The following is a 26,333-nucleotide window of genomic DNA, read 5'->3' as shown; positions in this document are numbered from 1 at the left end:
CGCTTGAATGATTGGTGCATGATGCAAGGTAGCGAATAAATCGAGAAGTCTCATGCTGGACGAGCTACTGCATCGAGTAAGCAACCATACCCCGCACGATCTGCAGGCCGACCGACGTTTTCCTGAAGCCGCGGTGCTGGTGCCGATCACCCGCAGTGATGAACCGGAGCTGGTACTGACCCTGCGCGCCAGTGGGCTCTCGACCCATGGCGGTGAAGTGGCGTTCCCCGGTGGGCGTCGCGACCCGGAAGACCCGGACCTGATCTTCACCGCCCTGCGCGAAGCCGAAGAAGAAATCGGCCTGCCGCCCGGCCTGGTGGAAGTGATCGGCCCCCTCAGCCCGTTGATCTCGCTGCATGGCATCAAGGTCACGCCCTATGTCGGGGTGATTCCAGACTACGTCGAATACCAGGCCAACGATGCCGAGATCGCGGCGGTATTCAGCGTGCCGCTGGAGTTTTTCCGCAAGGATCCGCGCGAACACACGCACCGGATCGATTACCAGGGGCGCAGTTGGTACGTGCCCAGCTATCGGTTTGGCGAGTACAAGATCTGGGGGCTGACGGCGATCATGATCGTCGAGCTGGTCAACCTGCTGTACGACGCCGGGATCGACCTGCACACCCCGCCAAAGAGTTTCATCAATACCTGATGCCCCGAGGATTCCCATGAAATACCGCCTGGGCGATGCCCGTGTCGAAACCCACCCACAGAGCTGGGTCGCACCCAACGCCACGCTGGTGGGCAAGGTCCGCCTCGAAGAGGGCGCCAATGTCTGGTTCAACGCCGTGCTGCGCGGCGACAACGAGCTGATCCTGATCGGCAAGGACAGCAACGTGCAGGACGGCACGGTGATGCACACCGACATGGGTTATCCACTGACCATCGGCACCGGCGTGACCATCGGCCACAACGCCATGCTCCATGGCTGTACGGTGGGCGACTACAGCCTCATCGGCATCAACGCAGTGATCCTCAACGGCGCGAAGATCGGCAAGCACTGCATCATCGGCGCCAATGCGCTGATCGGCGAAAACAAGGAAATTCCCGACGGCTCACTGGTGATGGGCTCGCCCGGCAAGGTGGTGCGTGAATTGACCGAAGCCCAGAAGAACATGCTCGTGGCCAGCGCGGCGCACTATGTGCACAACTCCCAGCGCTACGCCCGCGACCTGGCCGAGCAGGAACCATGAGCGCCCCTGAACGCCCGGTGCCTTCGCCCTGCGTGAACATCTGCGCGCTGGACGATGACGACATCTGCACCGGCTGCCAGCGCACCGTGGCGGAAATCACCCGGTGGAGCCGGATGGACAACGACGAACGCCGCGGGGTCCTGGCGTTGTGTCATGAACGGGCCAAGGCCAGTGGGTTGGTGTGGATGTTGCCGGCGAGGCGGTGATGTCGGAGATGGAACACAACCCCTGTGGGAGCGAGCTTGCTCGCGATGACGGAGGCACATTCAACAGTGTCTCGCGCTGACCACCGCTATCGCGAGCAAGCTCGCTCCCACAGGGGATCATGGTGTTTGCTTGAATCCCGTCCACCGATCCAACCCCAGCACCGTCAGTGCAATCCCGACAAATCCCGCCAGTATCCCCCCGGCATTGATGAACACCTGTGGATAACCCAGGCTCGCCACGTCGATGAAAGGGTAGGGGTAGGCCGCCAGTAAATCCCCCCGCAGCAGGACATAGGCGAAATAGACCAGGGGATAGATCATCCACAACCCGATGTGGCCCAGGCGCAAGCTGCCTTTGGGCACCCAGCGCCACCAATAGACGATGTAGAGCAAGGGCACCACGTCATGCAGTAGTTCGTCGGCCACGAACTGCCAGCCTTCGGGTTGCCAGAGGTGGCGCAGCAGCAGGTTGTAGGCCAGGCTGACCAGGGCGATGCTCACGGCAACGCCACTGCGTACGCTGGGCTGCAGGAACCAGCGGCGGGCCGGGGCTGGGCGAGGGGTCAGCTCCCAGGTCAGGACCACCGCCACCCACAGGTTGGTCAGCACCGTGAAGAAACTGAAGAAACTCACCAACCCGCCCAGCAGGCTCGCCCCCAGTTCCCAGCGACCCAGCAGGATCAGATACAACTGGATGCTCAACCCCGCCCAGGCCAGCAGCGCGGTGACCGACACGAAGCGCTGGCGCAGGGTGAGGCGAGGACCTCTATCAATCTCCACGGCGGCTCAGACCGGCCGTTTGGTGCGCATCAACTTGATGTACAAGCGCTCGACTTTCTCCCGCGCCCACGGGGTCTTGCGCAAGAAGGTCAGGCTCGACTTGATGCTGGGGTCACTTTTGAAGCAGCGGATATCGATGCGTTCAGCCAGGCCCGACCATTCGTAGTGCTGCACGAGGGCGTTGAGGATCTGCTCCAGCGTCACGCCGTGCAGCGGGTTGTTGTTGGGTTCGGTCATGGGAGGCCTTCGCGCAAAAAAGGGTAAAGCCGCGCACCTTAGCCGAGGTGCCCTTGTGGTGGAAGCATAGCCTTCATCGTGGGGCTCCCGGGCCAGGCGCACTGTTACCAAATCCGAGATGATCCATGTCAACAAAAGCCCTTTCTCTATCGAGAGCAGGACATTATCCTTGCGCCGCCTGCTGAAACGCTTCTTCTGTTGTGCCGAAGCCTCTGCGTCCAGCTCATTCCTGCTGAAAGATCTGATGAATGCCCGATGTCCTGACCCTGAAAGACAGCGCTGTCTTGGTGAATTCCTGTGGGAGCGAGCTTGCTTGCGATAACGATTGCACATTCGACATTGAAGCTGACTGACACGCCGCCATCGCGAGCAAGCTCGCTCCCACAGGGATCGCGGCAGCCAATTTGCCTTTTTCAACTGAACCATGCCCCCTCAAGATCGTCATCTACAGTGACTACTTGCGCGGGCCTCCTTAAAACATCACGGAGAATCACACTATGAGCACTGAGGGTGCTTTGAGTCGAAGCCGTCTGCTACCGAGCCTGCTCGGCATTCTGCTTCTATTGATGGGCCTGGCCCTGCTGGCCGGGGGAGTCAAGCTGAGCACGCTGGGCGGCTCGTGGTATTACCTGCTGGCCGGGATCGGCCTGGCGCTGACCGGCGTGCTGCTGATCATGGCCCGTCGCGCGGCCCTCGGCCTGTACGCGTTGGTGCTGTTCGCCAGCACCGTGTGGGCGCTGTGGGAAGTGGGCCTGGACTGGTGGCAACTGGTGCCGCGCCTGGCAATGCTGTTTGCCCTGGGCATCGTCATGTTGCTGCCGTGGTTCCGCCGTCCGCTGTTGACCGCCGACGCCTCGGCCACGGGTACCCGCGCACTGGGCGCCGCCGTGGTCATCGCCGGTGTCGCGGCGCTCGCCAGCCAGTTCACCAACCCGGGTGAAATCAAAGGTCAATTGGACCGTGACGCCGTGCCGGGCATGACCAACACCGCTCCGGCCATGCCGGACGGCGACTGGAACTCCTATGGCCGCAGCGCCCACGGCGACCGCTATTCGCCGCTGGCGCAGATCACCCCCGAGAACGTCAGCAAGCTGAAAGAAGCTTGGACCTACCGCACTGGCGACCTGCCAGGGCCGAACGATCCGGGTGAAACCACCGCCGAAAACACTCCGCTGAAGGTCAACGGCATGCTCTACGTGTGCACGCCTCACAGCCAGGTGATTGCCCTGGAGCCTGAAACCGGCAAGGAAATCTGGCGTTTCGATCCGAAGCTTTCCACGCAAAAAGCGGAAAACTTCAAAGGTTGGGCCCACATGACCTGCCGTGGCGTGACCTATCACGATGACGCGGTGTACGCCTCCGCCGAACAGAGCCCCACCGGCACCGCCAGCACCGCACCGGCCAGCACCGTCTGCCCGCGGCGGATCTTCCTGCCGACCGCCGACACCCGCCTGATCGCCCTCAACGCCGACACCGGCAAGATGTGTGAAGACTTCGGCGACAAAGGCCAGGTCGACCTCACCGCCAACATCGGCGGCTTCACGGCCGGCGGTTACTACTCCACCTCGCCACCGGCGGTCACCCAGAACCTGGTAGTGATCGGCGGCCACGTCACCGACAACGTCTCCACCGACGAGCCGAGCGGTGTGATCCGCGCCTACGACGTACACACCGGCAAGCTGGTATGGAACTGGGACAGCGGCAACCCGGACGACACCACGCCGATTGCCGAAGGCCAGACCTACACCCGCAACTCGCCGAACATGTGGTCCATGTTCAGCGTCGATGAAAAACTCGGCATGCTCTACCTGCCGATGGGTAACCAGACCCCCGACCAGTTCGGTGGCCTGCGTACCCCGGAATCGGAAAAATACGCCGCCGGCCTGACCGCCCTGGACATTGCCACCGGCAAGGTGCGCTGGTACTTCCAGTTCACCCACCACGACCTGTGGGACATGGACGTCGGCGGTCAACCGACGCTGATGGACATGAAGACCGCCGATGGCGTGAAACCCGCCGTCCTGGCGTCGACCAAGCAGGGCAGCATCTACGTGCTGGACCGCAGCAATGGCCAGCCGATCGTGCCGATCAAGGAAATCCCGGTGCCGCAAGGCGCGGTGGAGGGCGACCACACCTCGCCGACCCAACCGATGTCCGACCTGAACTTCGTGCCGCCGGTCCTCAAGGAACGCGACATGTGGGGCGTGACCCCGTTCGACCAGATGTTGTGCCGGATCGACTTCAAGTCGCTGCGCTATGACGGCATGTTCACGCCGCCGTCGCTGCAAGGCTCGATCGTCTACCCGGGCAACTTCGGCGTATTCGACTGGGGCGGCATTTCGGTGGACCCGGTGCGCCAGATCGCCTTCGTCAACCCGAGCTACATGGCGTTCAAGTCGAAGTTGGTGCCAGCGGCGGAAGTGGCCGGTGGTCCGGGTCGCAAGAGCGAAACCGAAGGCGTGCAGCCGAACAAAGGCGCGCCGTATGGCGTGATCCTCGAAGCGCTGCTCTCGCCGATGGGCCTGCCTTGCCAGGCGCCGGCGTGGGGTTATGTCGCGGCGGTGGACCTGACCAACAACAAGACCCTGTGGAAACACAAGAACGGCACCGTGCGCGACAGCTCGCCGGTCCCGATCCCGTTGAGCATGGGGGTTCCGAGCCTGGGGGGTACGTTTACCACTGGCAGCGGCCTGGCATTCCTCAGCGGTACGCTGGACCAGTACCTGCGAGCCTATGACGTGAAAAACGGCAAGCAGCTGTGGGAAGGCCGCCTGCCCGCCGGCGCCCAGACCACGCCGATGACCTACACCGGCAAGGACGGCAAGCAATACGTGCTGGTCGTTGCGGGTGGTCATGGCTCCCTGGGGACCAAGCAGGGTGATTATGTGATTGCCTACAAGCTGCCGGATTAAGCAAAACCGGCGCCCATGAAAAAGGCGACACCCTTGCGGGTGTCGCCTTTTTATTTATCCAGCAATGTAGAAAGGCTTGGTGTGGCAAAGCTTGTGGGAGTAGTTCAGCCTGTAGGGAGCAAAGCTTGCTGTGGGGAGCAAGGTCTGTGGGAGCAAGGCTTGCCCGCGATGAACACAACACGGTCTTTGAAACCGAGTCGCCTGTATCGCGAGCAAGCTTTGCTCCCACAGGCTTGCACCCATAGGCCTTGTTCCTGCAAGCCTTACAGTTCGATCTTCACCGCTTGCGAGGCACGGGTCGCCTTGGCACGGGCCGCTTCGATGGATTCGTCGCGGGCCAGGGCCACGCCCAGGCGGCGCTGGCCGTTGACTTCCGGTTTGCCGAACAGGCGCAGGGCGGTGTCCGGTTCGCTCAGGGCCACGCCCAGGTTGGCGAACGCGGTCTGGGTCGATTGGCCTTCCACCAGGATCACCGACGACGCCGAGGGGCCGAACTGGCGGATCAGCGGGATTGGCAGGCCGAGAATGGCGCGGGCGTGCAAGGCGAACTGCGACAGGTCCTGGGAAATCAGCGTCACCAGACCCGTGTCATGCGGGCGTGGCGAGACTTCGCTGAACCACACCTGGTCGCCCTTGATGAACAGCTCGACGCCAAACAGGCCACGACCACCCAGGGCCTCGGTCACGGCCTTGGCCACGCGCTCGGATTCGGCCAGGGCCACCGGGCTCATGGCCTGGGGCTGCCAGGATTCCTGATAGTCGCCTTTTTCCTGACGGTGGCCGACGGGCGCGCAGAAGGTGGTACCGCCGACATGACGCACAGTGAGCAGGGTGATTTCATAGTCGAAATCGATAAAGCCTTCGATGATCACCCGGCCCTTGCCGGCACGGCCGCCTTCCTGGGCGTAGTCCCAGGCTTTCTGCACGTCATCGGTGCTGCGCAACAGGCTCTGGCCCTTGCCCGAGGAACTCATCACCGGCTTGACCACGCAGGGGAAGCCCAGGGTTTCCACAGCCTTGCGGTAGTCTTCGACGGTGTCGGCGAAGAAATACGGCGACGTCGGCAGGCCCAGCTCTTCGGCGGCCAGGCGCCGGATGCCTTCACGGTTCATGGTCAACTGCGCGGCGCGGGCGGTGGGGATCACGGTGAAGCCTTCGGCTTCCAGTTCCACCAGGGTGGCGGTGGCGATGGCTTCGATTTCCGGCACGATGAAGTGCGGTTTCTCGGCCTCGATCACCGCACGCAGGGCGGCGCCGTCGAGCATGTTGATCACATGGCTGCGGTGGGCCACTTGCATGGCCGGCGCGTTGGCGTAGCGATCCACGGCAATCACCTCGACGCCCAGGCGCTGCAGCTCGATTACCACTTCCTTGCCCAGCTCACCGCTGCCACACAACAAAACGCGGGTCGCGGTGGGCGACAATGGGGTTCCGATACGGGTCATCTGAAGGTCCTCAAACAGGAGCGGATCATCGGGGGGCGCGCGCCGGGCGAGCTTCCCATGGGGAGAAAGCGCGGCATTTTACATGAACAGCGGGGTTTGGCTTCAGGTGGCGACGGTTTGCTTGCGCAAACGCCAGGCCATGATCAGCCAGACGACCGTGACCCCGGCGAATTTCGAGGCCAGGGCGGTGATCACCACGCCTGGCGTCAGGGCATCGATCAGGCCGAAGAAAATGAAGGTGTCGAGGGGAATGCTCAGGGCCGAACTGATCCACAGCCGATCATGGAGCGGGCGCTTGGTGATCGTGAACACCAGCCAGTCGATGCACTCGGACACGGCGAATGCCGTGGCGCTGGCCAGGGCGATGGTCGGGTCCGAAGTGACGTAGGACAACACCAGCGCCACCAGCATCGCCACGATGGCGCCATGGCCGAAACGCGTCTGCACCATGTCTCGCAGGATGAACACCAGCCCGCCCCAGGCCGACCAGATGATGTCCAGGTGCGGCGCGGCGGAAAACGCGAAGTTGATCAGCACGACGCTGGCGATATAGGCGAGGAGGAAGAGCATGGGATACCTGGTGAAATGTCTTGTGAATCATTAAGAACAGCGATGTCCCCGTGGCGAGGGAGCTTGCTCCCGCTGGGCTGCGCAGCAGCCCCAATGCAGCCAACTCAATTTTCCTGATACACCGGGTTGTCAGGTTTTGGGGCCGCTTCGCGCCCCAGCGGGAGCAAGCTCCCTCGCCACAGGGGGCTGTGTGTCCAGTGGACAGGGTAGTTCAGCCGCCGCCAGTCTCTCAATCTTCCTCACTACCCTCCGCCTTCCAATACCCCACGGCCTTCACAAAGTCCTGGTCCAACCCTTTCTCCTCCAGCAACACCTTGCGAATCTGCCGCGACACCTTGCTCTCGGTCGCGACCCAGGCGTACAGCTTGCCGCCGGGCATTTCCAGCTGTTGCACGGTTCGCAGCAGGTTGTCCTGGCGGCCTTCGCGCAATACCCAGATCACCTGGACCTGCGCCGGGCTCTGGAGGATCTGCTGTTCGGCGCCGTTTTCCACTTCAACCACCACCAGGGCCCGTCGGTTCGGCGCCAGGCCTTCGAGGCGGCGGGCGATGGCGGGCAGGGCGGTTTCGTCGCCGACCAGCAGGTAGCTGTCAAAGATGTCCGGCACGATCATCGAGCCCCGGGGCCCGGCGATGTTCAGGTATTGCCCGGGGGCGGCCTGGGCCGCCCAGGTCGAGGCAGGGCCGTCGCCGTGGAGCACGAAATCGATGTCCAGCTCCAAGGTGTCCAGGTCATAGCGCCGTGGCGTGTAGTCGCGCATCTCGGGCATCGGGCCCTGGGCCTTGCCCGCGCTGGGGTTGAAGTTATCCAGGGCGGCCTGTTCCTCGGCGTTCTGTGGGAACAGCAATTTCACATGGTCATCCGTGCCCAGGCTGGCGAACCCGGCCAGTTCCGGCCCGCCGAGGGTGATACGGCGCATGCGTGGGGTCAGGTCCACCACTTGCAACACTTGCAGGCGGCGACGCTTGATCTCGTGGCTGACGCGGTGAATGGTGTTTGGATCGTGTTCAGTCATTGCTTGACTCCGAAACTGAGGGACGGGCAGGGCCGTCGACGATGGCTTTGACGGTGTCGTTGAGCAGGCCGCTTACCCGCAGGATTTCTTCCGGGCTCCAGCGGCCTTGATGCATCTGTAGCGCATCACGCAGGTGACCCACCGCTTCGTGGATCTCGGCAGGCCGATCCTGGTCACGCAGGGTGCGCTTGCTGGTTTCGATGCGCATCCGCACGCCGTCCAGCGCTTCGGCCTGGTCTTGAAGGAATAGACGTCCGGCATCGGTCGCGCTGTAACATTTTTTTCCACCCTCGGCGTCGCCGCTGATCATCTTACCCATTTCAAGGTGGGTCAGGGTCGGGTAGATCACGCCGGGGCTGGGGCTGTAGGCACCGTCGAACATGGACTCGATCTGCCGGATCAGCTCGTAGCCGTGGCAAGGTTTCTCGGCAATCAGGGCCAGCAACAGCAATTTCAAGTCGCCAGCGGCGAAAACCCGTGGGCCGCGACTGCCGCGATCGCGACCGGACGGGCGTCGTTCGAAGCCATCCTGACGACCCTGTTCATGAGAGGAAGGGGAATAAAGGACTGTCATGTGTTTGCTCTCTGTTGCGCATAAATAGAACCGAGATATATCTTTGACTTCAGATATATCTTCGCTTATATAGATACATCTTGAAATGAAGATATATCTTAGTTGTGTCCTACAAGAGGTGAAGTATGACCTTACCTGAATCCCTTAAGTTTGCGGGACGAAACTGGATGGGTATCAGGAAGTATTAACCGTAACTAGTGGGAATGTGGGAATGCTCTTACATTAAAAGTTACGTTTTATCGAAAATTGCGTATTTTTCTCTGTGTTGTATGTTCGCTTTACTACAAGCCTATGCGAACTTTCCTGCTTATTTTTAATTAAAGAGCGACGATCATGCACCGGCGTTGAAAGGGGCACGCCAAGCTGTATTTGGCCTGCAACTTCAACCCTTCCCTCTTTATTGCTATGAACAGGTGTTAACAATGCTCATGAAAATCGTAACCGCAGCTTCCCTGACCGCCGCGGCCCTGAGTTCTTCGCTGGCGTTCGCTCTGGATGATGCGCGTTCCTCCATCCACATCACGGCGAACATTCCGACCCAGCAGTTCCACGTGCAGCCACGTGACCCGAACTGGGGTAAGAATGAAACCATGAACTACAACACCGTCAGCGGCACCCTGACGTCGCTGCGCCAGACCTACGACGTGAAGAACACCGAAGGTTCGGTCAACGCCTACATCGAAAACGGCCCGGCTTCGCTGTTCAACGGCAGCGATGCCATCGCCCTGACCACCGCTTTCAACGGTGTCACCCTGACCGCCATCCCCCAGGAAGTGGTGGACGACGCGACCTCCACACCGGGCACCCAGGCTGAGATGACCATTAGCCCGGCCAAGCCTCTGGCTACTCAGAACGGCGTATACACCGCTGACATGACCGTCATCTTCGACGCCGTGCCGCGCCCGTAATGCCCTCTGCCGCCCGGTGAGTTCCACCTCTTCCCGGGCCGCGCGACAGGCCTGCCGGCGCTCCCCAGCCGGCAGGCCTGTACCTGGAATGCCTTGATAGCTCGCTGATAATGAGAGTCCCGTTGATGTTTTCGATGACACCCATCGCAGGTGCGCTCGCGCTATTGTTGTGCGCCAATGCATTGGCCGCGCCAACTGCACCCGGTACGACACCCACGAGCCTGCTGTCCCAGGCCAAGGGGTTACCGGCGGAGTTTGAAGCCCACTTCTTCGATGTGCCGCTCGCGGTTCGTATTGAACTCAATCAACAGTATCTCGGTGAGGCCATGGTGGTCTTGACGCGAGATGATCGTATTACCCTGCTCGAGTTCACCGAAACCCAGGAGAGTTCGATCAAGGCTGTCGAACGCGAGCAATGGGAACAACGCCTCAAGCAGGGCATCACGCTCGGCGCCTGTGAAACCAATTGTTCGGCGGGGTTGCTGGCCGTGCATTACAGTCTCGAGAATTCATTGGTGTCGATCCTGACCCAAGATGTCGAGCGCTCGACCGAGCCCCGGCGTTTTTACGACCAGCCCAAAGAGGGCAGCTTCGGTCTTATCTTCAATAACCAACTCAATCTCAATGGTGGCCAGGAACAGGACACGGGGGGGCGCTATGGCCTCAACGCCAGTTCCAGCGTGGGCAACTGGAGCCAGTCCCTGGACCTTCAGCTCTCGCGTCTTGGCGGGCCGGACGACAAGATTTACCACGCCGTCCACGAGCTCTATACCCAACGAGAGTTGGAAGGACAATTTTTCCGCCTGGGTTATTTCACGCCCAGCTCCGATGGCCTGAACCGTCAGATCCGTTCGTTCGGCGCCAACCCGGACACTGCGCTGGGGGTTATGTTCGGCAGTTCCGACAGCCTGGTCGTCGACAATCCCAAGCCCAGTGTCTACCCCATTTATGTCACCGCCAGCCGCCAGGCGTCGGTGGAGATTTATCGCAGCGGCCTGTTGATCAACACCCAGGCCGTCAGCGCCGGCTTGCAGAGCCTGGACACCCGGCCATTGCCTGGCGGTATCTACGAGGTGGAAGTTCGACTGATCGAGGACGGGCAAACCACCGCCACCAGCCAGGAACTGGTCTACAAACCCAGCAATTGGAGCAGCACGGAAGATCGCTGGCGCTACAACCTGTTCGCCGGGCGCGAAACCCGGTTGTGGAGCAACTGGGACGACCAGCCCTCGGGTTTCACCACGGCGGGCCTCGGCGTCAATTACCTGCTGCACCCACGGGTGATCCTGGGGGGCTCCATGCGCCAGGTGCAGGACAAACTGCAAGTGGGCACTTCGGTGGACTGGACGCTGGCCAGCAGTACCAGCCTGTACGCCAATGTCTACCAGACCGAACAGTACGGCAATGGCATGGACTTGCAGGGCATGTACAGCTACGGCAGTGGCAGCGTCGTGGCCAGCCACAACCGCAGCTGGCTGGATACCCGCAACACCTACGAGACCCTGCCGGATGGCACCCGTATCCGCCAGCGCGACGTGTACGTCGGCCACACCAGCAACTCGTCGCTGTCGGTCAATCATCGCTTGAGCAACAAGACCTCCATCAACGGGCGGCTGGCCTACAGCGAAGGCAATGTCCAGGGCACGGGCCTGGACCTGGGCTGGACCCAGCGCGGCAAGCTGCGTGGCAGCGATGCCAACTGGCGGTTGTCGGTGTTCGACCGTCCTGGCTCTTCGAGCACCAACGACCGGCGTAATCGCGGCGTGGACCTGAGCCTCAGCGTGGCCTTGGGCGGCCCGGGCGAATACTGGTCGGGCAGCATTGGCACCCGCACCTCCCGCGAGGGCGACCGGGACAACAATGCCTCGCTGACCTATCGTCGCGACCTCCAGGACCACGTGTTGCAAAGCGTTTCCGCCACGGCGCTGGCCGATACCTATGGCGTGGGCCTGTCCGGCCTCGCCAGCTTCAGTACCGACTCGCTCTACGGCGATGGTTTCATCCAGCGCTCGTCCTACAACGACAACCTTACTGGCGGCCTGAACCTCAGCAGCACGGTCGCCGTGGGCGGCCAGAAAGCCACCTTCACCGGGGTGCCGCAAGGTCGCGGCGCAGGGATGATCGTCGACGTTGAGACCGACCTGGACAACATCGTCCTGCGCGCCGACGACCTGACTGGCGGCAGCACCACGTTGCACCCGGGACGTAACTTCGTGCCGATCACCGCTTATAAAAACAGCATGGTCACCTTCGACTTCGAGGGCGTCCATCCGCCAGCGGCGAGCATCGAGCCCACACGCACCCGCTATCACCTGAACAAGGGCGGTGTGGACTACCGCAAGGTCAGCGTGATGAAAACCGTGACCGTGCTCGGCCGCCTGCTGGACGAACAGGGCCAGCCGCTCAAGGGCCATCACGTGATCAACCACGCCAGCCGCGGCGTCAGCGAGGTGGACGGGTTCTTCTCCATGGAGATGAATGCCGCGTCCCCGACCCTGGAAGTGCGCTACGGCAACGAGTTGTTCTGCCGCTTCCGCCTCGACCCGGAAACCGCCAGCGAGGAAGGCGACGTGTTGATGATCGGCGACCTGCGCTGCACCCCGGACAGCCTGGCCGATAGCACGTTGGCCGCGGCTGACCCGGCGAAGCAGCGTTCATGAGCTGTGGGAGCAAGGCTTGCCCGCGATGAACGATAACGCCAACTCACCAGCAGAGCGGGGTGCCTGCATCGCGGGCAAGCCTTGCTCCCACGGTGAAGTTTTCCCCCAAAAACCTGCAAGGATTCGCATTGATGTATGAGGTTGTATAGATGAAACCTTTTTCGGTAGCCGTGCGCAGCGTGGTTTCAGTGTTGTTGTTTGCTTGCGTGCCTGCTGCCAATGCCGTGAGCCGGGACATCAGTGCGGTGTTCAGGCCTGACTCTTCGAAGCCTCAAGAGAACACTTTTCTTAATACCACGCCGGTCAGTGGTTACTGCGCGCAATATCCCGCTCAATGCGGGACGGCAAGAATGTTCAGCATTCGGTTACCTTTTACCGCCAATTCGACCAGCCCTATTCAGGCGGGTCATGGAGACGCCCGGCAAGGTGCGATGTTCAAAGTCCCTGCCAATTGGCGTACCGCACAGGTGACTCATTCAGTTACAGGTGAGACTGAAACCGTTGAAGTACGCTGGTCCGGTATCGGTTCTCGGTACCAATTCCCTGGAAGCGTCGTCGACTTGGTCGGGGGGGCGTAGATGTCATCACTGCTCATAAGGCGTTATGGAGCGGTTCCAGTTGGGTGAATGCGCCCTCGCCATGTCAATACAGCGGTGTGGGGGCTTATGGCAGTAACTGGTACATGTTTTTCTGGAAGACGCCGGTAGAGAGCGCTTGTGCCAAAAAAGCCAATTACTTGATTCCTAGTATGAGTTACACCTACCTGGACTTCGCCTACGAACTGCGCACCCCAAACCCTCTGAAAATGTCGAGCGGTCTCTACACGGGATCGTTGACCTACCGCGTTGGGCCGGGCCAGGACCTCGACATGGGCGATGTCATGATCCCTTCCGATCCGATACTCACCTTGAACTTCAACCTGACCGTCGAACACACCCTCAAGGTCGAAGTCCCCCCCGGCGGCAACCGTGTGGAGCTGGTCCCCCAGGACGGCTGGCAAGCCTGGCTCAACAGCGGGCGCAAGCCGACGCGACTGTTCCGCGACCAGCGTTTCCATATCTCCGCCTCTTCCCGTTTCAAGATGGGGCTGGAATGCCAGCACCTCAGCGGCAATACCTGCGCGATTACCGAGACCGACACCGGCCATGCCGTACCGGTGGACGTCAGCGTGACCCTGCCGGATGGCTTGACGGACGCCAGCGGGCAACCGGTCAACCGTCGCCGGCTGTTGCGCGATGGCAGTGGCACCGAGTTGTTCCAGCCGGGCTTATATGTCGACCGCAGGCCGGGAATGCTGCACTTCGAGATCGGCCGTAGCAGCGTCGAAGAGATGCTGGACGGCGGCGCCACGCGCTATAGCGGCGATGTCACGGTGATCTGGGATTCGGAAGTTTAAAAGGCGTGGCTTGGCCAGTCCGAGCCGATATGAGGGTGGGGTGTAGATGAAGCAGTTACCAGTGGCAGTGCAAGGCATGGTTTCGGTGTTGTTGTTGACCTGTGCATCGACGGCTGATGCCGTGAGCAAGGATGTCACCGCCATCTTCAGGCCGGATCCCTCGAAGCCCAATGAAAACTCCTTTCTCAATACCACCCCGGTATCGGGTTACTGCGGACTGTATCCGGCGGTATGTGAGCGGGAAAAAATGTTCAGTATTCAGGTGCCCATTACTTTCGAATCGGCTCGTCCGATTCAGGCAAATCATGGGGATCCCCGGCAAGGGGCGATGTTCGATGTGCCGGCCAGCTGGCGTTTGGCGCAGGTGACCCATACCGGTACAGGCGAAACAGAGATCGTTCAAGTGCGGATATCCGGCGTGGGCTCGCGGTATCAGTTTCCTGGCAGCGTGGTTGATTTGGTCGGCGGCGGCGTAAACGCTCTACAGGCCCATCAGAGGTTATGGAGCGGCTCCAGTTGGCTTTATGCGCCTTCGCCTTGTCGAGGTAGCGGCTATTCGACCTACAACCACAATATCTACAACTTTTTCTGGAAGACACCTACCGAAGGTGTGTGCGCCAAAAGAGCCAATTACCTGATCCCCAGCATGTCCTACCGCAATCTGGATTTCGCCTACGAACTGCGCACACCCAACCCTTTGAAAATGTCGTCTGGCCTATATACCGGTTCTCTGACCTACGGCGTCGGACCAGGGCAGGACTTTGACATGGGGGATGTGATGATCCCCACGGATTCGGTGATCACCCTCAATCTCAAACTGACGGTCGAACACACCCTCAAAGTAGAAGTACCCCCCGGCGGCAACCGCGTCGAACTGGTCCCCCAGGAAGGCTGGCAAGCCTGGCTGAACAGCGGGCGCAAACCCACGCGATTGTTCCGCGACCAGCGTTTTCATATCTCGGCCTCGTCACGCTTCAAGATGGCCCTCGAATGCCAGCACGTCAGCGCCAATACCTGCGCCATCTCCGAAACCGCCACAGGGCACGCCGTGCCGGTGGAGGTCAGCGTGACCCTGCCCGAGGGCCTGACGGATGCCGCCGGGCAACCGATCAGCCACCGCCCGTTGTTTCGTGACGGCACGGGCACCGAGTTGATCCAGCCGGGGTTTTATGTCGATCGACGGCCAGGAACGCTGCACTTCGAGGTGGTGCGCGGCAATGTCGAGGAGATGTTGGACAGCGGCGCCAAGGCCTACTCCGGCAACGTCACGGTGGTCTGGGATTCTGAAATTTAAACGGCCGGTCGGCCAGGATTTTTAGTGAGTTGCGTGAAATGCATGAGGTTGGAAAAGCGATGAAACATCTATTGGCATGGGTTGGACTCTATCTGTTTTGCGGCGTGGCCCAGGCCGGTCCGCAGATCGGCGTCGGGGTGGTCTACGACTACCTGGACGGCAACAAGACCACCTACATGAAGCGGATATTCAATGGCGGCACGTCCACGGCGTTCGTCAAGGTCAACATCCTGGAGATTATCTATAACGAGGACGGCAGCTACCAGGAAGTGCCGCTGCAGAACCAGGCCAGTGCCCAGGCCAAGGACGGGTTGATGGCCAGCCCGGCGCGGCTGATCGTGCCGGCCAACGGGGTGCAGGGCACGCGCTTGCTGTTCATGGGCAATCGCGACAAGGAACGGTACTTCCGCGTGCGCTTCGTGCCGGTGGTGCCGGAGGCCGAAGACGAGTTCGCCATCAGCAAGGAGGAGCGCGAGGAATACAAGAAGGAGCGCGTCGGGGCGGGGGTCAAGGTACTGGCGGGCTACGGCACGGTGTTTTTCGTACGGCCCAAGGACACCCGCTTCGAGACCGTGATCGATGATGGCGCCAATCGCTACCAGATACGCAATAACGGCAACAGTGTGCTGGTGATCGATGAGTTCAAGGACTGCGAAGCGAAGAAAGAGAACGAGTGCCGGCCCACCACCAAGCACCACATCATGGCCGGCCGGACGTTCTCGTTCGACAAGGAGGCGGGGCGCGAATATCGCTTCACGCTGATCGAAGGCAGCGAGCAGAAAAACGTCGAGATCAAAGGTTGACGGTCGCCGTCGCCGAACCGTCGTTGACGCCACAGGTAATCAAATATGTTCAAGACACTGGTACGCCCCCTCGCACTGAGCGCCCTTATGTTGCCCTGGGTCCAGGCCTGGGGCGCGGTCGAACGGGAAACCTTCGAGGTCTACGTGACCATCCCCACCGCCGACTTTCATGTGGTGCCCCTCGACCCGCAACTGGTCCAGCGCGAACAGCGCTTGCCCTTCAGCACCATCACCGGCGAGCTCAGTCCGTTGCGGGCCACCTACGAGGTGAAGAACAGCAACGGTGCCATCGGTGCCCGCCTGGGGGAAGAGGCGTATCTGTCCAATGGACGTGAGCGCATCGATCTGCGGGTGACCTTCAATGGCGTCGCACTGACCCTGGATTCGGCCCAGGTGGTCACGGCCACCGAAGCCCGGCCCGGACGCCAGGTGCCGCTGGAAATTGCCGCCATCAGGCCCGATGACGATTACAAGCCGGGGGACTACTACGGCACGGTGCACATGGTGTTCGACGCCACCGCGCCGTAGCAACCGCGAACCCTGCGGCAAAGATCATTTGAACCAGCACTCCTGTGGCGAGGGAGCGCTGGGTCAGTGACGGTGGGAGCAAGTTTTGCTCCTGCGCTTTTTATTACTAAAAAAAAGGTATCAAGCATGTTCAAGAAAGTTTTATCCGTTATTGCTTTGGGGACTGCCGCGCTAAGTTCGCCGCTGGTGCTGGGCGCCGATGATGCACGTTCATCCATCCATATCGAGGCGAACATTCCGACCAAGCAGTTCCACGTGCAGCCCCGGAATCCGGATTTTGGTAAGGACGAATACATGTACTACAACCCCCTGACCTACAAATTCACCCCTTTGCGCCACACCTTTGACGTAAAGAACACCGATGGTTCGGTCCACGCCTACATCGAGAACGGGGCGAGTACAGGGGCCATCCACTTGACCAACGGTGTCGATGTTGTCTCCCTGAGGGCTTTATTCAACGGTGTACCTCTGGACGACCGACCTCAGGAAGTCGTCGACGATGCCACGTCCACACCCGGTACCCAGGCGGACATGTACATCGTGGTTGCGAACTCGCCGACTCGCCCTCTCTCTCCCGGCATGTATAACGCCGACTTCACCGTGATCTTCGACGCGGTGCCTCGGGTCAATCCCTGATCTGGGGCAACCCCTGATCTGAGGGCAACCCCTCGCCACAGGGTACTTGCACCACATTCCCGTGACTCATTGCCTCGCCACCAACGGCTTGCACTGGGTATGACTGCCCGGCTGCAAGTAAGGCGAGAGAAACGGCGCCATGCCCTTGAGTACTTGTACCGGCAAGGCCGAGGTGAACTTGAAGTTCTGCGCCGACGCGCCCGGTACATAGGCGGTGAGGGTGCCGAAATGACTGTCGCCGATGTAGAACACGAAGGTGGCGGTGCGGTTGATCGATTTGGAACTGATCACTCGTCCGCCGGAGCCGACCGCTTCGATGCGGTTGTCGCCGGTGCCGGTCTTGCCGCCCATGGCCAGCGGCGTGCCGTCGGCCAGCTTGAAACTGCCGGCCACGCGTTTCGCGGTGCCGGCATCCACCACCTGGGACAGCGCACCGCGCAAGGCCTGGGCCACTTCCACTGGCATCACGCGCTTGCCGTTGTCCGGATTGTTCAGCAGCCGTGTCTCGTAAGGCGTGCCGACGGCAAAGTCGAGGCTGTCCACCCGCAGCGCCGGTTGGCGGATGCCATCGTTGAGGATGGTGCCCACCAGTTCGGCAAGCGCAGCCGGGCGGTCCCCGGAGCTGCCGATGGCGGTGGCCAGCGACGGTACCAGGTGATCGAACGGGTAACCGACTTTCTGCCAGCGCTGGTGGATATCCAAAAAGGCCTCGATCTCCAGCATGGTACGGATGCGACTGTCGCGGGCACTCTTGTGCCGGCTCTTGAACAGCCAGCTGTAGACTTCCTGGCGCTCGAACTGGCTGGCCTTGACGATCTGGCTGAACTTGGCGTCGGGGTTGTTCAGCAGGTAACCCATCAACCACAGGTCCAATGGGTGGACCTTGGCGATGAAGCCCTGGTCCGGCAGGTCATAGGCGCCGGGGCCATAGCTTTGGTAGAGCCGTTCGAGGCGTTCGTCGGTGAGTTTTTCGGCGCTCTTGGCCGACTTCAAATGAGCGCGCACGAAGCGGTTGAAGCTCTCCTGGCTGTCGTTGGGAAAGAAATAGCGGTGCACGGCGGCCAGGCGGATAGCGGTAGGGCGCATGCCGTCGAGGAACGTTTCCAGGCGCTGGCCGGTGTCCTTTTTCTGGTACTTCTTCCAGAACCTGAGCAGGAACGAGGTGCCTTCGCGGTCGGCGAACTGGGCCAGGTATTCCTGGCGGCGCGGGTCCTTGTCGTCCTTGAGCAGTTCGGAACTGTTGTTGGGGCCGGCATAGGTGGCGTAGCGCACCAGGTCGCGCATCAGGCGGATGAACGGCAGGTTGATCGACTCCCGCAGGGCGTCGCGTAACGTCGGGTTGCGACCGTCGTCTTCCCTGCGGAAGTTGTGGAAGGTGTGCAGCCCGCCGCCGGTAAAAAAGGCTTCGCCAGGGCTGGCCGAGTAGGTCCGGTCCAGCGCGGCCTCGAGCATCTTCGGCAGGCTGCGGTCGGTGTTCTGGATCAGGTAGTCGACGGCCCAGCGGGAGAGGCGGTCCTGCTCGGCGATTTCGGTTTTCTTCAACGCCGCCGGGGTCTGCTGGGCATAACGCTCGTGCAGTTCGGCGATGATCTGCAGGTAGGTGGTGAGCACCCGCAACTTGGCGGTGGAGCCCAGTTCCAGCTTGCTGCCTTCGTTGATGTCGAAAGGCTGGTCGGTGCTGTCGGTCTGCACCCGCACACGCGAGCCATCGGGGGTCAGTTCCAGCAGGGTGAAGCTGTAGCGCACCTGGGTGGTGCTGGTGGGGGTCAGCAGGCGTTCTCCCATCAGGCCGATCTCGGTCGCGAAGGCCGGGTCGGCCAAGCGCTTGAGGTAGTCGGTGGCCTGGGCTTGCAAATCGCTTTGCAAGGTGCTGGTGGCGGACAGGTCGAGGCGATCGAGGTCGTACAGCGGGCGGTTGAGCAGGGCGGCGAGGCGACTGCGGGCGGCGCTGATGCCTTTGTTGGTTTCGTTGGGCTGCACGGTCGGGTCCTGGACCCAGTCGCGATAGCTGACCTTGCTCGCCAGGGCTGCGTCGGCCAGGGCCGCGTCGATCACGCCGTTCTGTGCCAACAGGCGGATGTGGCTGTCGGTCAGGCGCGCCAGTTCATCATGACCCTTGGACAGGTAATGGGACGGCCGGCGCTGGGCGATCATCAACGACAGCATTTCCCGCAGGGCCAGGCCTTTTTCCGCCAGGCTCTGGGGATCGGTCGCGGTGCTGGCCAAGCGTTCATTGGCCCGATTGAAGTCGGCGCCGTACCAGACCCGCAAGCCTTCGGCCATGCCGTGAACTTCACCATGCCCCGGCACGGCGGAAAGCGGCACGCTGTTGAGGTAGTCGCGGATGATCCGCTGCCGCGCCTCGAGGGTTTGCGGGCCGCCCTGGTAAGCGCGCACGCTGGCGGAAATCATCTGGCGGATTTTCTCCGCGCCGGACACGGTCAGGCCCTCAGGCGAGTGACGGTATTTCTCCAGTTGTGTGGCCAGGGTGCTGCCCCCGGCGGATTGCCCCGGCAGGCTCAACAGCTTGGCGACTTGCGACCAGGCCGCCATGCCGAAGCGCGGCCAGTCCACGGCCGGGTTGGCCAAGGGTTGCTTGGGGTCGAGCAGAAAACGGTTCTCGATGAACAACAGGCTCTGCACCACCACGGGCGGGATCGCTTCGAAGTTCGCATACAGCTGCTGCGGGTACTTGAACTGATAGACCGGCGCGGCGCGGCAGTCGGTGATGGTCAATCCAGCCTGGATCTTTTCCGTGTAGGGCACGAACAGGCCTTTTTCGACGTAGCCCATCAACGCCGGCGAAAACCGCGCCTGGGCCTGGATCACATAGTCACGCTTGAGCAGGCGCGGCAGGAATTCCCCCAGCGCGCTGTAGCCCAGGCGCCGGTCGAACGGGCCTGCGCCAGGGTAGACGATGGCATCGCTGGGCCCCGGCTGCACCGAGTAGCTCAGGGACTCGGCATACTTGCTGAGCTCCCGGGCCTGAAACCGCGACGTGCGCATTTCCTTGGCCACCGCCAGGCCGACCACCACCACGATAATCAGCAACAACAACCAGAATGCCCGCCAGCCATGCCGTGCGCGGCGTTTTTTTTGAGGTAAAGGCGCTTCTTCCATACGTTCAGTCGGGACCACAGGTTCATTCGAATCGGTTTGCCACAAAGCGCCCATAGTCGACTGATCCATTAAGCAGATTGATCGGACTTGCTTGAAGCTTAGACGGTGGTTGGCGTGGGGGGAGGGGAAATTGTGGGCAAGCCCATACACGAGCACTTGTGAGATGTCATTGGCTGAGGCGCTTTTGTGGCGAGGGAGCTTGCTCCCGCTCGGCTGCGCAGCAGACGCAACGGTGGCATGGCTGAAGCGTTTTCAGCGGTTGAAAAGCGAGGGCGGCTTCGCCCCCCAGCGGGAGCAAGCTCCCTCGCCACGGGTACTACGTCGTTTTCGGAAAAGTCGCTCAACCATCATCGCGTCGGATCGTCGTGGGAGAAGCTACCGTAAGTAGGTACCCCAACCACAGGAAGCCAAGGAATGCATCCTCCACGCCCAAACTCCCATCGCTTGCGTCGCGGACGCTCTTCGGAACCGGGGCGAGGTTACCTCGTCACTACGGTCGTTCACCAACGCATACCGATCTTCAAGAACTGGCAGCTGGGCCGCTTATTGGTAGCAGAAATGCGCCTGGCTCATGAGCGAGGTCAGGTCAATTCGTTGGCCTGGGTTGTGATGCCGGATCACCTGCATTGGCTAGTGCAGCTAGAGCAGGTTCAGCTCCCCCATGTGATGCAGATGGTCAAATCCCGCAGCACGCTCACAATCAACCGAGCAATGAACAGAAAGGGCGCGTTCTGGCAAAGCGGCTTCCATGACCGCGCGATCCGGGACAACGAGGACCTACGACCTTGCGCACGCTACATCATTGCCAATCCGCTTCGTGCAGGTTTGGTGGATCGCATTGGCAATTATCCACTGTGGGACACAGTGTGGCTCGGCGAGGGGCATGATGTCTGAAAACCTTGCGCTAGAGCCATCGCCCCATGCCAAAACATGACGCTGCACCATCACTGTGCAATACTCGGCGGCGTTTCCGAATGACCTGAATCCCAGACAACACCTCTCTAAAAGCTGCTTCTGGCGCAGGCTTATCCCTGAAATTTCCAGGTTTTACAGTGAATCTCTCTATCCCTGGCTTTTTATACTGCACGACCCGCTGATCCTGAGGTTGTCGTTCCACAGGACGGTCTGCCCAAAAGACAGACCCGGTTTCGGCAAGGCGGCAGGCTTACCGGCCTGTGGCTTTGGACACTCGGTGGCTAATCCAATAACAAGACGAGGTTACCCCTATGCCTGTCGGCAATCATCTGCCCCATGGCGAGACCGCCCAGGGCGGTCCGCTCAAACGTGAACTCGGCGAGCGGCATATCCGCCTGATGGCGCTTGGCGCCTGCATCGGTGTCGGGCTGTTCCTCGGCTCGGCCAAGGCCATCGAAATGGCCGGCCCGGCGATCATGCTGTCCTACATCATTGGCGGCCTGGCGATCCTGGTGATCATGCGCGCCCTCGGTGAGATGGCCGTGCACAACCCGGTGGCCGGTTCGTTCAGCCGCTATGCCCAGGATTACCTCGGCCCACTGGCAGGTTTCCTGACCGGTTGGAACTACTGGTTCCTGTGGCTGGTGACCTGTGTAGCGGAGATCACCGCCGTGGCGGTGTACATGGGCATCTGGTTCCCCGACGTGCCCCGCTGGATCTGGGCCTTGGCGGCACTGGTCAGCATGGGCTCGATCAACCTGATCGCGGTCAAGGCCTTCGGTGAATTCGAGTTCTGGTTCGCCCTGATCAAGATCGTCACCATCATCGCCATGGTCATCGGCGGCGTCGGCATCATCGCCTTTGGCTTCGGCAACGACGGTGTGGCCCTGGGCATTTCCAACCTCTGGGCCCACGGCGGCTTCATGCCCAACGGCGTGTCCGGCGTGTTGATGTCCCTGCAAATGGTCATGTTCGCCTACCTGGGTGTGGAGATGATCGGCCTGACCGCCGGTGAGGCGAAGAACCCACAGAAAACCATCCCCAACGCCATCGGTTCGGTGTTCTGGCGGATCCTGCTGTTCTACGTCGGCGCGCTGTTCGTGATCCTGTCGATCTACCCGTGGAACGAGATCGGCACCCAGGGCAGCCCGTTCGTGATGACCTTCGAGCGCCTGGGCATCAAGACCGCCGCCGGCATCATCAACTTCGTGGTGATCACCGCCGCACTCTCGTCCTGCAACGGCGGCATCTTCAGCACCGGGCGGATGCTCTACAGCCTGGCGCAGAACGGCCAGGCCCCGGCTGGTTTCGCCAAGACCTCGACCAACGGCGTGCCGCGTCGCGCATTGCTACTGTCCATCGCCGCGCTGCTGCTGGGCGTGTTGCTCAATTACCTGGTGCCGGAGAAGGTCTTCGTCTGGGTGACCTCCATCGCCACCTTCGGCGCGATCTGGACCTGGGTGATGATCCTGCTGGCCCAGCTCAAATTCCGCAAAAGCCTGAGCGCTTCCGAGCGTGCGGCCTTGAAGTACCGCATGTGGCTGTACCCGGTCAGCTCGTACCTGGCGCTGGCGTTCCTGGTGCTGGTGGTGGGCCTGATGGCGTACTTCCCGGATACCCGCGTGGCGCTTTATGTGGGGCCGGCGTTTCTGGTGTTGCTGACGGTGTTGTTCTATGTTTTCAAGTTGCAGCCAACCGGGCAACCCCACGGCTCGATGGATGCCGCTTCGTAAGTTGCCAACCACGCAATACAGAAGCCCCGGTCGGATGACCGGGGCTTTCTTATGGGGGCTTCGAACTCTTTCTGATCTTTCATGAGCTTTCGTGCCTGCGGCGCAGTCAAACGGAAATCCATGCCTCCCCCTCGTTATCGAACCCACAGCATATCTGTAAGTTCTTACAGTAGATTTTGTGCCGACGCAGAACTTAGATTGAGCCGCCCGCCATGGAGGCGCTGGGTCAGGAGTGTCCGTGAAAACGATATGGTTGGACCGCTCAGCTTTGGCGGTGGTGACAGCCCTTTCAGTTGCCGTGCGATTACACGGAATCACTGTGCCCGCTATTTGGTATGACGAGGCTTTCAGTGTGCTGCTTGCCAGGCACGAGCCTTGGCAGATCTGGTCGCTGACGGTACGAGACGTTCATCCACCTCTTTATTACCTCATGCTGCACTACTGGATGGTCTTGTTCGGCGACGGGGCCTTGGCAGTGAGGTCGCTCAGTTTGGTGGCAGACGTGGGCACGGTCTTGCTGAGCATTAAATTGATGAGCCTGGTTGCCACGCGCAGAGCCACCTGGATCGCTGCATTGCTATTGGCGTTGCTACCAATTTCGGTTCGATACAGCCAGGAAGCGCGGATGTATACCTTGCTCGGTTTTTGGCTGATGGGGGCAACCGTTGCGTTGGTGTGCTGGGTCAAAGACCCTGGCAAAAAACGCTTTCCGGTCATTTATGTGCTACTGATGACAGCCGCTTTTTATACCCACTACTTCGCAGCTCTGTGTGTGCTCGTTCATTGGTTTTATTGGTGGTGGGGACGTCCAGGTGTTTCTCAGATCGTGTTGCCTATACGTTCTTGGATTCTGGCCAATAGCGCGATTACTACGCTGTTCGTGCCTTGGTTGCCTCATTTTATAGATCATCTTTCAGCCGGGAAGGGACTTGAATGGATACCGTCTATCACAGGGCATGCAATGCTGAGTCTGGTGTGGCAGTTTATTGTCATGAATGCATGGGGAACGCAATCGTGGATCATGCAGGCAATCCTCCTCGTGGGGACTATCGTTTGCGCAACCCTACTAATTTTGAAAAATCACAATCAATACCGCTTTAATAGTTTATTGGCCGGTTATTTTTTTATTCCAACTTTTGTTCTTGCTCTAGTGGCGTTAGTCGTTCCAGTATTTGTTCCTCGCTATCTGGTATTTGCAGCAGTCGGACTGCCTTTCGTTGTCGCTGGATCGCTGGACATGTTGGGGCGTCGAACAAACACTCTGGTCTTGGCTGTGGCAGTTGTGCTGGTGGCAGAGGCACAGGGGCTGCAGTCGGTATATCGACAACAGGACGGTTTGAATGGAGCCGATTTGCGTAGAGACTTCAGACTTGATTTGCTCGCTGCTGAACTCCAGGGAGCGGTCCAGCGAGGCGATGAAATTGTACTTGAGTCTTTGGTCTGGTACTTGCCATTCAGTTACTACAATCAGACAAGTATACAACCGAAGTTTTACATTCGCTTACCTTCCAGCACTGTTCTAGAGATTTTCGATCGTAACGGTTATGCCTTGATTTCTGAAGGAGCGAACTGGGTCTATTTCAATAATCCGCAGGTACTTAAATGCGATGGAAATAGGGTCTGGTGGGTAGCAGCGAAATCTTTAGGCGAGATCAGGCCGCTTTTGGAAAAGGATTGGGAAAACCCCCTGACTCTTAGGACGGGGGAAATGGTCGCTTCCCTGTTTATAGCTAAAACGACACCAGCCCCAGATGAGGCTGGCAACCCAGTGACCGCTAAGCCGCCACCACCTCCATCGGCTCAAAACTGTCCGCCCGCGCCATCTGCCACATCCGCGAATAAAACGCCCCATCGACCTCACCCGTGAGCAATTCCCCCGGCTTCAGAAACACATGCAGCTGGGAAAACAACTTGACCTCGGTAGCCGACATCCGCCGCACCAGATGCTTGGGCTGCAATTGCGACGGGTGCTCGAGCCCGGCGGCGGCGAGCATTTCGGCCAGGGCCTTGAGGGTGTTGCGGTGGAAGTTGTAGACCCGCTGGGCCTTGTCCGGGACGACCAGGGCGCGCTGGCGCAGGGTGTCCTGGGTGGCGACGCCGGTGGGGCATTTGTTGGTGTGGCAGCTTTGGGACTGGATGCAACCGATGGCGAACATGAAGCCGCGCGCGGCGTTGGCCCAGTCGGCGCCGATGGCCAGGACGCTGGCGATGTCGAAGGCGCTGACGATCTTGCCACTGGCGCCGAGCTTGATCTTGTCCCGTAGGTTCAGGCCCACCAGGGTGTTGTGCACGAACAGCAGGCCCTCGCGCAGCGGCACGCCGATGTGATCGGTGAACTCCACTGGCGCCGCGCCCGTACCGCCTTCCTTGCCGTCCACCACGATGAAGTCGGGCAGGATCCCGGTTTCCAGCATCGCCTTGGCGATGCCCATGAATTCCCACGGATGACCCAGGCAGAATTTGAAGCCCACCGGTTTGCCGCCGGACAGCTCACGCAACTGCTGGACGAACTGCATCAGTTCGATCGGCGTGGAAAACGCGCTGTGGCATGACGGCGAAATACAATCCTCGCCCATGAGGATGCCGCGGGTCTCGGCGATTTCCCGGGTGACCTTGTGCTTGGGCAGGATCCCGCCATGGCCGGGTTTGGCGCCCTGGCTCATCTTGATTTCGATCATCCGCACCTGCGGGTTCTGTGCCTGGACGGCGAAACGCTCGGGGTCGAAGCGCCCGTCGCTGGTGCGACAGCCAAAATAGCCACTGCCCAGTTCCCAGGTCAGGTCGCCACCGTGTTCGCGGTGGTAGGGGCTGATACTGCCTTCACCGGTGTCATGGGCGAAGTTGCCCAGCTTCGCGCCTTGGTTCAGCGCCCGGATGGCGTTGGCGCTCAGGGAGCCAAAGCTCATGGCCGAAATGTTGAACACCGACGCTGAGTACGGCTGCGTGCACTGCGGGCCGCCGACGGTCACGCGAAAACCGCTGGGGTCGCTCAGCGGGGCCGGGCGCATGGAATGGCCGATGAATTCGAAGCCGGTCTGGTACACGTCGATCAAGGTGCCGAACGGTTTGTCGGCGCTTTCGTTCTTGGCCCGGGAGTACACCAGCGAACGTTGGGCCCGGGAGAAGGGCAGGGCATCGCTGTCGGATTCGAGCAGGTACTGGCGGATCTCCGGGCGGATGCCTTCGACCAGGTAGCGGATATTGCCCAGGATCGGGTAGTTGCGCCGTACGGCATGACGGCTTTGCAGCAGGTCGAACACCCCCAACAGGCTCAACAGCCCGGTCACCAGCGCAATGGGCCAGAGCCAGTCGTGTTGCAGGAATGGCAGGCTGGCGAGGGTGAAGATGACACAGCCAGCAAAGAAGGCGTAACGACTCAGCAGAGACAGGCTCATACGGTTTCCTTGG

At 60.7% G+C, this 26,333-nt stretch carries 22 protein-coding genes and 1 pseudogene; 14 read left to right on the top strand and 9 right to left on the bottom strand.

Features of this window, described 5'->3' with window-relative positions:
• Positions 1-52: 52 nt before the first annotated feature.
• The 3 genes from ACZ5M5_RS24585 to ACZ5M5_RS24575 are packed head-to-tail and all read left to right on the top strand — an operon-like array spanning position 53 to position 1,399.
• Positions 53-652 carry a CoA pyrophosphatase gene (locus ACZ5M5_RS24585; protein WP_092166302.1) on the top strand — a complete coding sequence of 200 codons (600 nt, stop codon included), beginning with the start codon at positions 53-55 and terminating at the stop codon, positions 650-652.
• A 16-nt stretch (positions 653-668) separates the two neighbouring features.
• Positions 669-1,193, top strand: coding sequence for a gamma carbonic anhydrase family protein (locus ACZ5M5_RS24580; RefSeq protein ID WP_060740825.1), 525 nt, complete (start codon positions 669-671; stop codon positions 1,191-1,193).
• On the top strand, positions 1,190-1,399 hold the full coding sequence (locus ACZ5M5_RS24575) for a DUF1289 domain-containing protein (protein ID WP_024619283.1): 210 nt from the start codon (positions 1,190-1,192) through the stop codon (positions 1,397-1,399). The genes ACZ5M5_RS24580 and ACZ5M5_RS24575 overlap by 4 nt, the downstream gene beginning before the upstream one ends.
• 117 nt (positions 1,400-1,516) lie before the next feature.
• Here ACZ5M5_RS24575 and ACZ5M5_RS24570 read toward each other — a convergent pair whose 3' ends face one another.
• Together ACZ5M5_RS24570 and ACZ5M5_RS24565 are read right to left on the bottom strand one after the other, a co-directional pair.
• Positions 1,517-2,179 (bottom strand): Pr6Pr family membrane protein, encoded by a 663-nt coding sequence (locus ACZ5M5_RS24570; protein WP_464738106.1) that lies wholly within the window; start codon positions 2,177-2,179, stop codon positions 1,517-1,519.
• Between the two features lie 6 nt (positions 2,180-2,185).
• Positions 2,186-2,416, bottom strand: coding sequence for a VF530 family protein (locus tag ACZ5M5_RS24565; protein ID WP_003205228.1), 231 nt, complete (start codon positions 2,414-2,416; stop codon positions 2,186-2,188).
• A 497-nt stretch (positions 2,417-2,913) separates the two neighbouring features.
• Here ACZ5M5_RS24565 and ACZ5M5_RS24560 point away from each other — a divergent pair, with 497 nt between their 5' ends.
• A complete protein-coding gene (locus tag ACZ5M5_RS24560) occupies positions 2,914-5,328 on the top strand; it encodes a glucose/quinate/shikimate family membrane-bound PQQ-dependent dehydrogenase (RefSeq protein ID WP_464738105.1) in 2,415 nt (804 codons plus the stop codon).
• A 263-nt stretch (positions 5,329-5,591) separates the two neighbouring features.
• On the opposite strand, the gene purT is transcribed toward ACZ5M5_RS24560, so the two are convergent.
• From purT to ACZ5M5_RS24540, 4 genes are all read right to left on the bottom strand, one after another.
• A complete protein-coding gene (gene purT, locus ACZ5M5_RS24555) occupies positions 5,592-6,773 on the bottom strand; it encodes a formate-dependent phosphoribosylglycinamide formyltransferase (RefSeq protein ID WP_103308456.1) in 1,182 nt (393 codons plus the stop codon).
• Between the two features lie 102 nt (positions 6,774-6,875).
• Complete coding sequence (locus ACZ5M5_RS24550) at positions 6,876-7,343, bottom strand: preQ0 transporter (RefSeq protein WP_060740830.1); 468 nt, start codon at positions 7,341-7,343, stop codon at positions 6,876-6,878.
• Positions 7,344-7,572: 229 nt separating this feature from the next.
• Complete coding sequence (locus tag ACZ5M5_RS24545) at positions 7,573-8,358, bottom strand: siderophore-interacting protein (RefSeq protein WP_060740831.1); 786 nt, start codon at positions 8,356-8,358, stop codon at positions 7,573-7,575.
• Positions 8,351-8,932, bottom strand: a complete 582-nt coding sequence (locus tag ACZ5M5_RS24540; RefSeq protein WP_060740832.1) for a PadR family transcriptional regulator — start codon at positions 8,930-8,932, stop codon at positions 8,351-8,353. The genes ACZ5M5_RS24545 and ACZ5M5_RS24540 overlap by 8 nt, the downstream gene beginning before the upstream one ends.
• A 422-nt stretch (positions 8,933-9,354) precedes the next feature.
• Here ACZ5M5_RS24540 and ACZ5M5_RS24535 point away from each other — a divergent pair, with 422 nt between their 5' ends.
• Both ACZ5M5_RS24535 and ACZ5M5_RS24530 read left to right on the top strand, forming a co-directional pair.
• A complete protein-coding gene (locus ACZ5M5_RS24535; protein ID WP_060740833.1) occupies positions 9,355-9,840 on the top strand; it encodes a CS1 type fimbrial major subunit in 486 nt (161 codons plus the stop codon).
• Positions 9,841-9,965: 125 nt separating this feature from the next.
• On the top strand, positions 9,966-12,500 hold the full coding sequence (locus ACZ5M5_RS24530; RefSeq protein ID WP_060740834.1) for a CS1-pili formation C-terminal domain-containing protein: 2,535 nt from the start codon (positions 9,966-9,968) through the stop codon (positions 12,498-12,500).
• 43 nt (positions 12,501-12,543) lie between these two features.
• Here the strand turns inward: ACZ5M5_RS24530 and ACZ5M5_RS24525 are convergent, their stop codons facing one another.
• Positions 12,544-12,738, bottom strand: coding sequence for a hypothetical protein (locus tag ACZ5M5_RS24525; protein ID WP_177431694.1), 195 nt, complete (start codon positions 12,736-12,738; stop codon positions 12,544-12,546).
• On the opposite strand from ACZ5M5_RS24525, the pseudogene ACZ5M5_RS24520 reads away from it, so the two are divergent.
• From ACZ5M5_RS24520 to ACZ5M5_RS24500, 5 genes and pseudogenes are all read left to right on the top strand, one after another.
• Positions 12,650-13,896 (top strand): annotated as a pseudogene (locus tag ACZ5M5_RS24520) (hypothetical protein). The gene ACZ5M5_RS24525 and the pseudogene ACZ5M5_RS24520 overlap by 89 nt on opposite strands.
• A gap of 46 nt (positions 13,897-13,942) precedes the next feature.
• Positions 13,943-15,190 (top strand): hypothetical protein, encoded by a 1,248-nt coding sequence (locus ACZ5M5_RS24515; protein WP_060740836.1) that lies wholly within the window; start codon positions 13,943-13,945, stop codon positions 15,188-15,190.
• A 59-nt stretch (positions 15,191-15,249) separates the two neighbouring features.
• On the top strand, positions 15,250-15,993 hold the full coding sequence (locus ACZ5M5_RS24510) for a molecular chaperone (protein WP_464738104.1): 744 nt from the start codon (positions 15,250-15,252) through the stop codon (positions 15,991-15,993).
• 45 nt (positions 15,994-16,038) lie between these two features.
• On the top strand, positions 16,039-16,521 hold the full coding sequence (locus ACZ5M5_RS24505) for a CS1 type fimbrial major subunit (RefSeq protein WP_092205154.1): 483 nt from the start codon (positions 16,039-16,041) through the stop codon (positions 16,519-16,521).
• A 126-nt stretch (positions 16,522-16,647) separates the two neighbouring features.
• On the top strand, positions 16,648-17,157 hold the full coding sequence (locus ACZ5M5_RS24500; RefSeq protein ID WP_060740839.1) for a CS1 type fimbrial major subunit: 510 nt from the start codon (positions 16,648-16,650) through the stop codon (positions 17,155-17,157).
• A 66-nt stretch (positions 17,158-17,223) separates the two neighbouring features.
• Here the strand turns inward: ACZ5M5_RS24500 and ACZ5M5_RS24495 are convergent, their stop codons facing one another.
• Positions 17,224-20,331 (bottom strand): transglycosylase domain-containing protein, encoded by a 3,108-nt coding sequence (locus ACZ5M5_RS24495; protein ID WP_464738103.1) that lies wholly within the window; start codon positions 20,329-20,331, stop codon positions 17,224-17,226.
• Positions 20,332-20,691: 360 nt separating this feature from the next.
• Here ACZ5M5_RS24495 and ACZ5M5_RS24490 point away from each other — a divergent pair, with 360 nt between their 5' ends.
• The 3 genes from ACZ5M5_RS24490 (at position 20,692) to ACZ5M5_RS24480 (ending at position 24,792) form a co-directional block, all read left to right on the top strand.
• Positions 20,692-21,171 carry an REP-associated tyrosine transposase gene (locus ACZ5M5_RS24490; RefSeq protein ID WP_103308450.1) on the top strand — a complete coding sequence of 160 codons (480 nt, stop codon included), beginning with the start codon at positions 20,692-20,694 and terminating at the stop codon, positions 21,169-21,171.
• A gap of 332 nt (positions 21,172-21,503) precedes the next feature.
• Positions 21,504-22,925, top strand: a complete 1,422-nt coding sequence (locus ACZ5M5_RS24485; protein WP_103308449.1) for an amino acid permease — start codon at positions 21,504-21,506, stop codon at positions 22,923-22,925.
• 238 nt (positions 22,926-23,163) lie between these two features.
• Entirely contained in the window at positions 23,164-24,792 is a 1,629-nt protein-coding gene (locus ACZ5M5_RS24480; RefSeq protein ID WP_464738102.1) for a glycosyltransferase family 39 protein, read from the top strand.
• On the opposite strand, the gene ACZ5M5_RS24475 is transcribed toward ACZ5M5_RS24480, so the two are convergent.
• Positions 24,701-26,320 carry an FMN-binding glutamate synthase family protein gene (locus ACZ5M5_RS24475; RefSeq protein ID WP_464738101.1) on the bottom strand — a complete coding sequence of 540 codons (1,620 nt, stop codon included), beginning with the start codon at positions 26,318-26,320 and terminating at the stop codon, positions 24,701-24,703. The genes ACZ5M5_RS24480 and ACZ5M5_RS24475 overlap by 92 nt on opposite strands.
• Positions 26,321-26,333 lie beyond the last annotated feature (13 nt).

The sequence above is a fragment of the Pseudomonas sp. Van50 genome (genome assembly GCF_055390755.1).
This window is presented reverse-complemented; position numbering and strand designations above follow the sequence as displayed.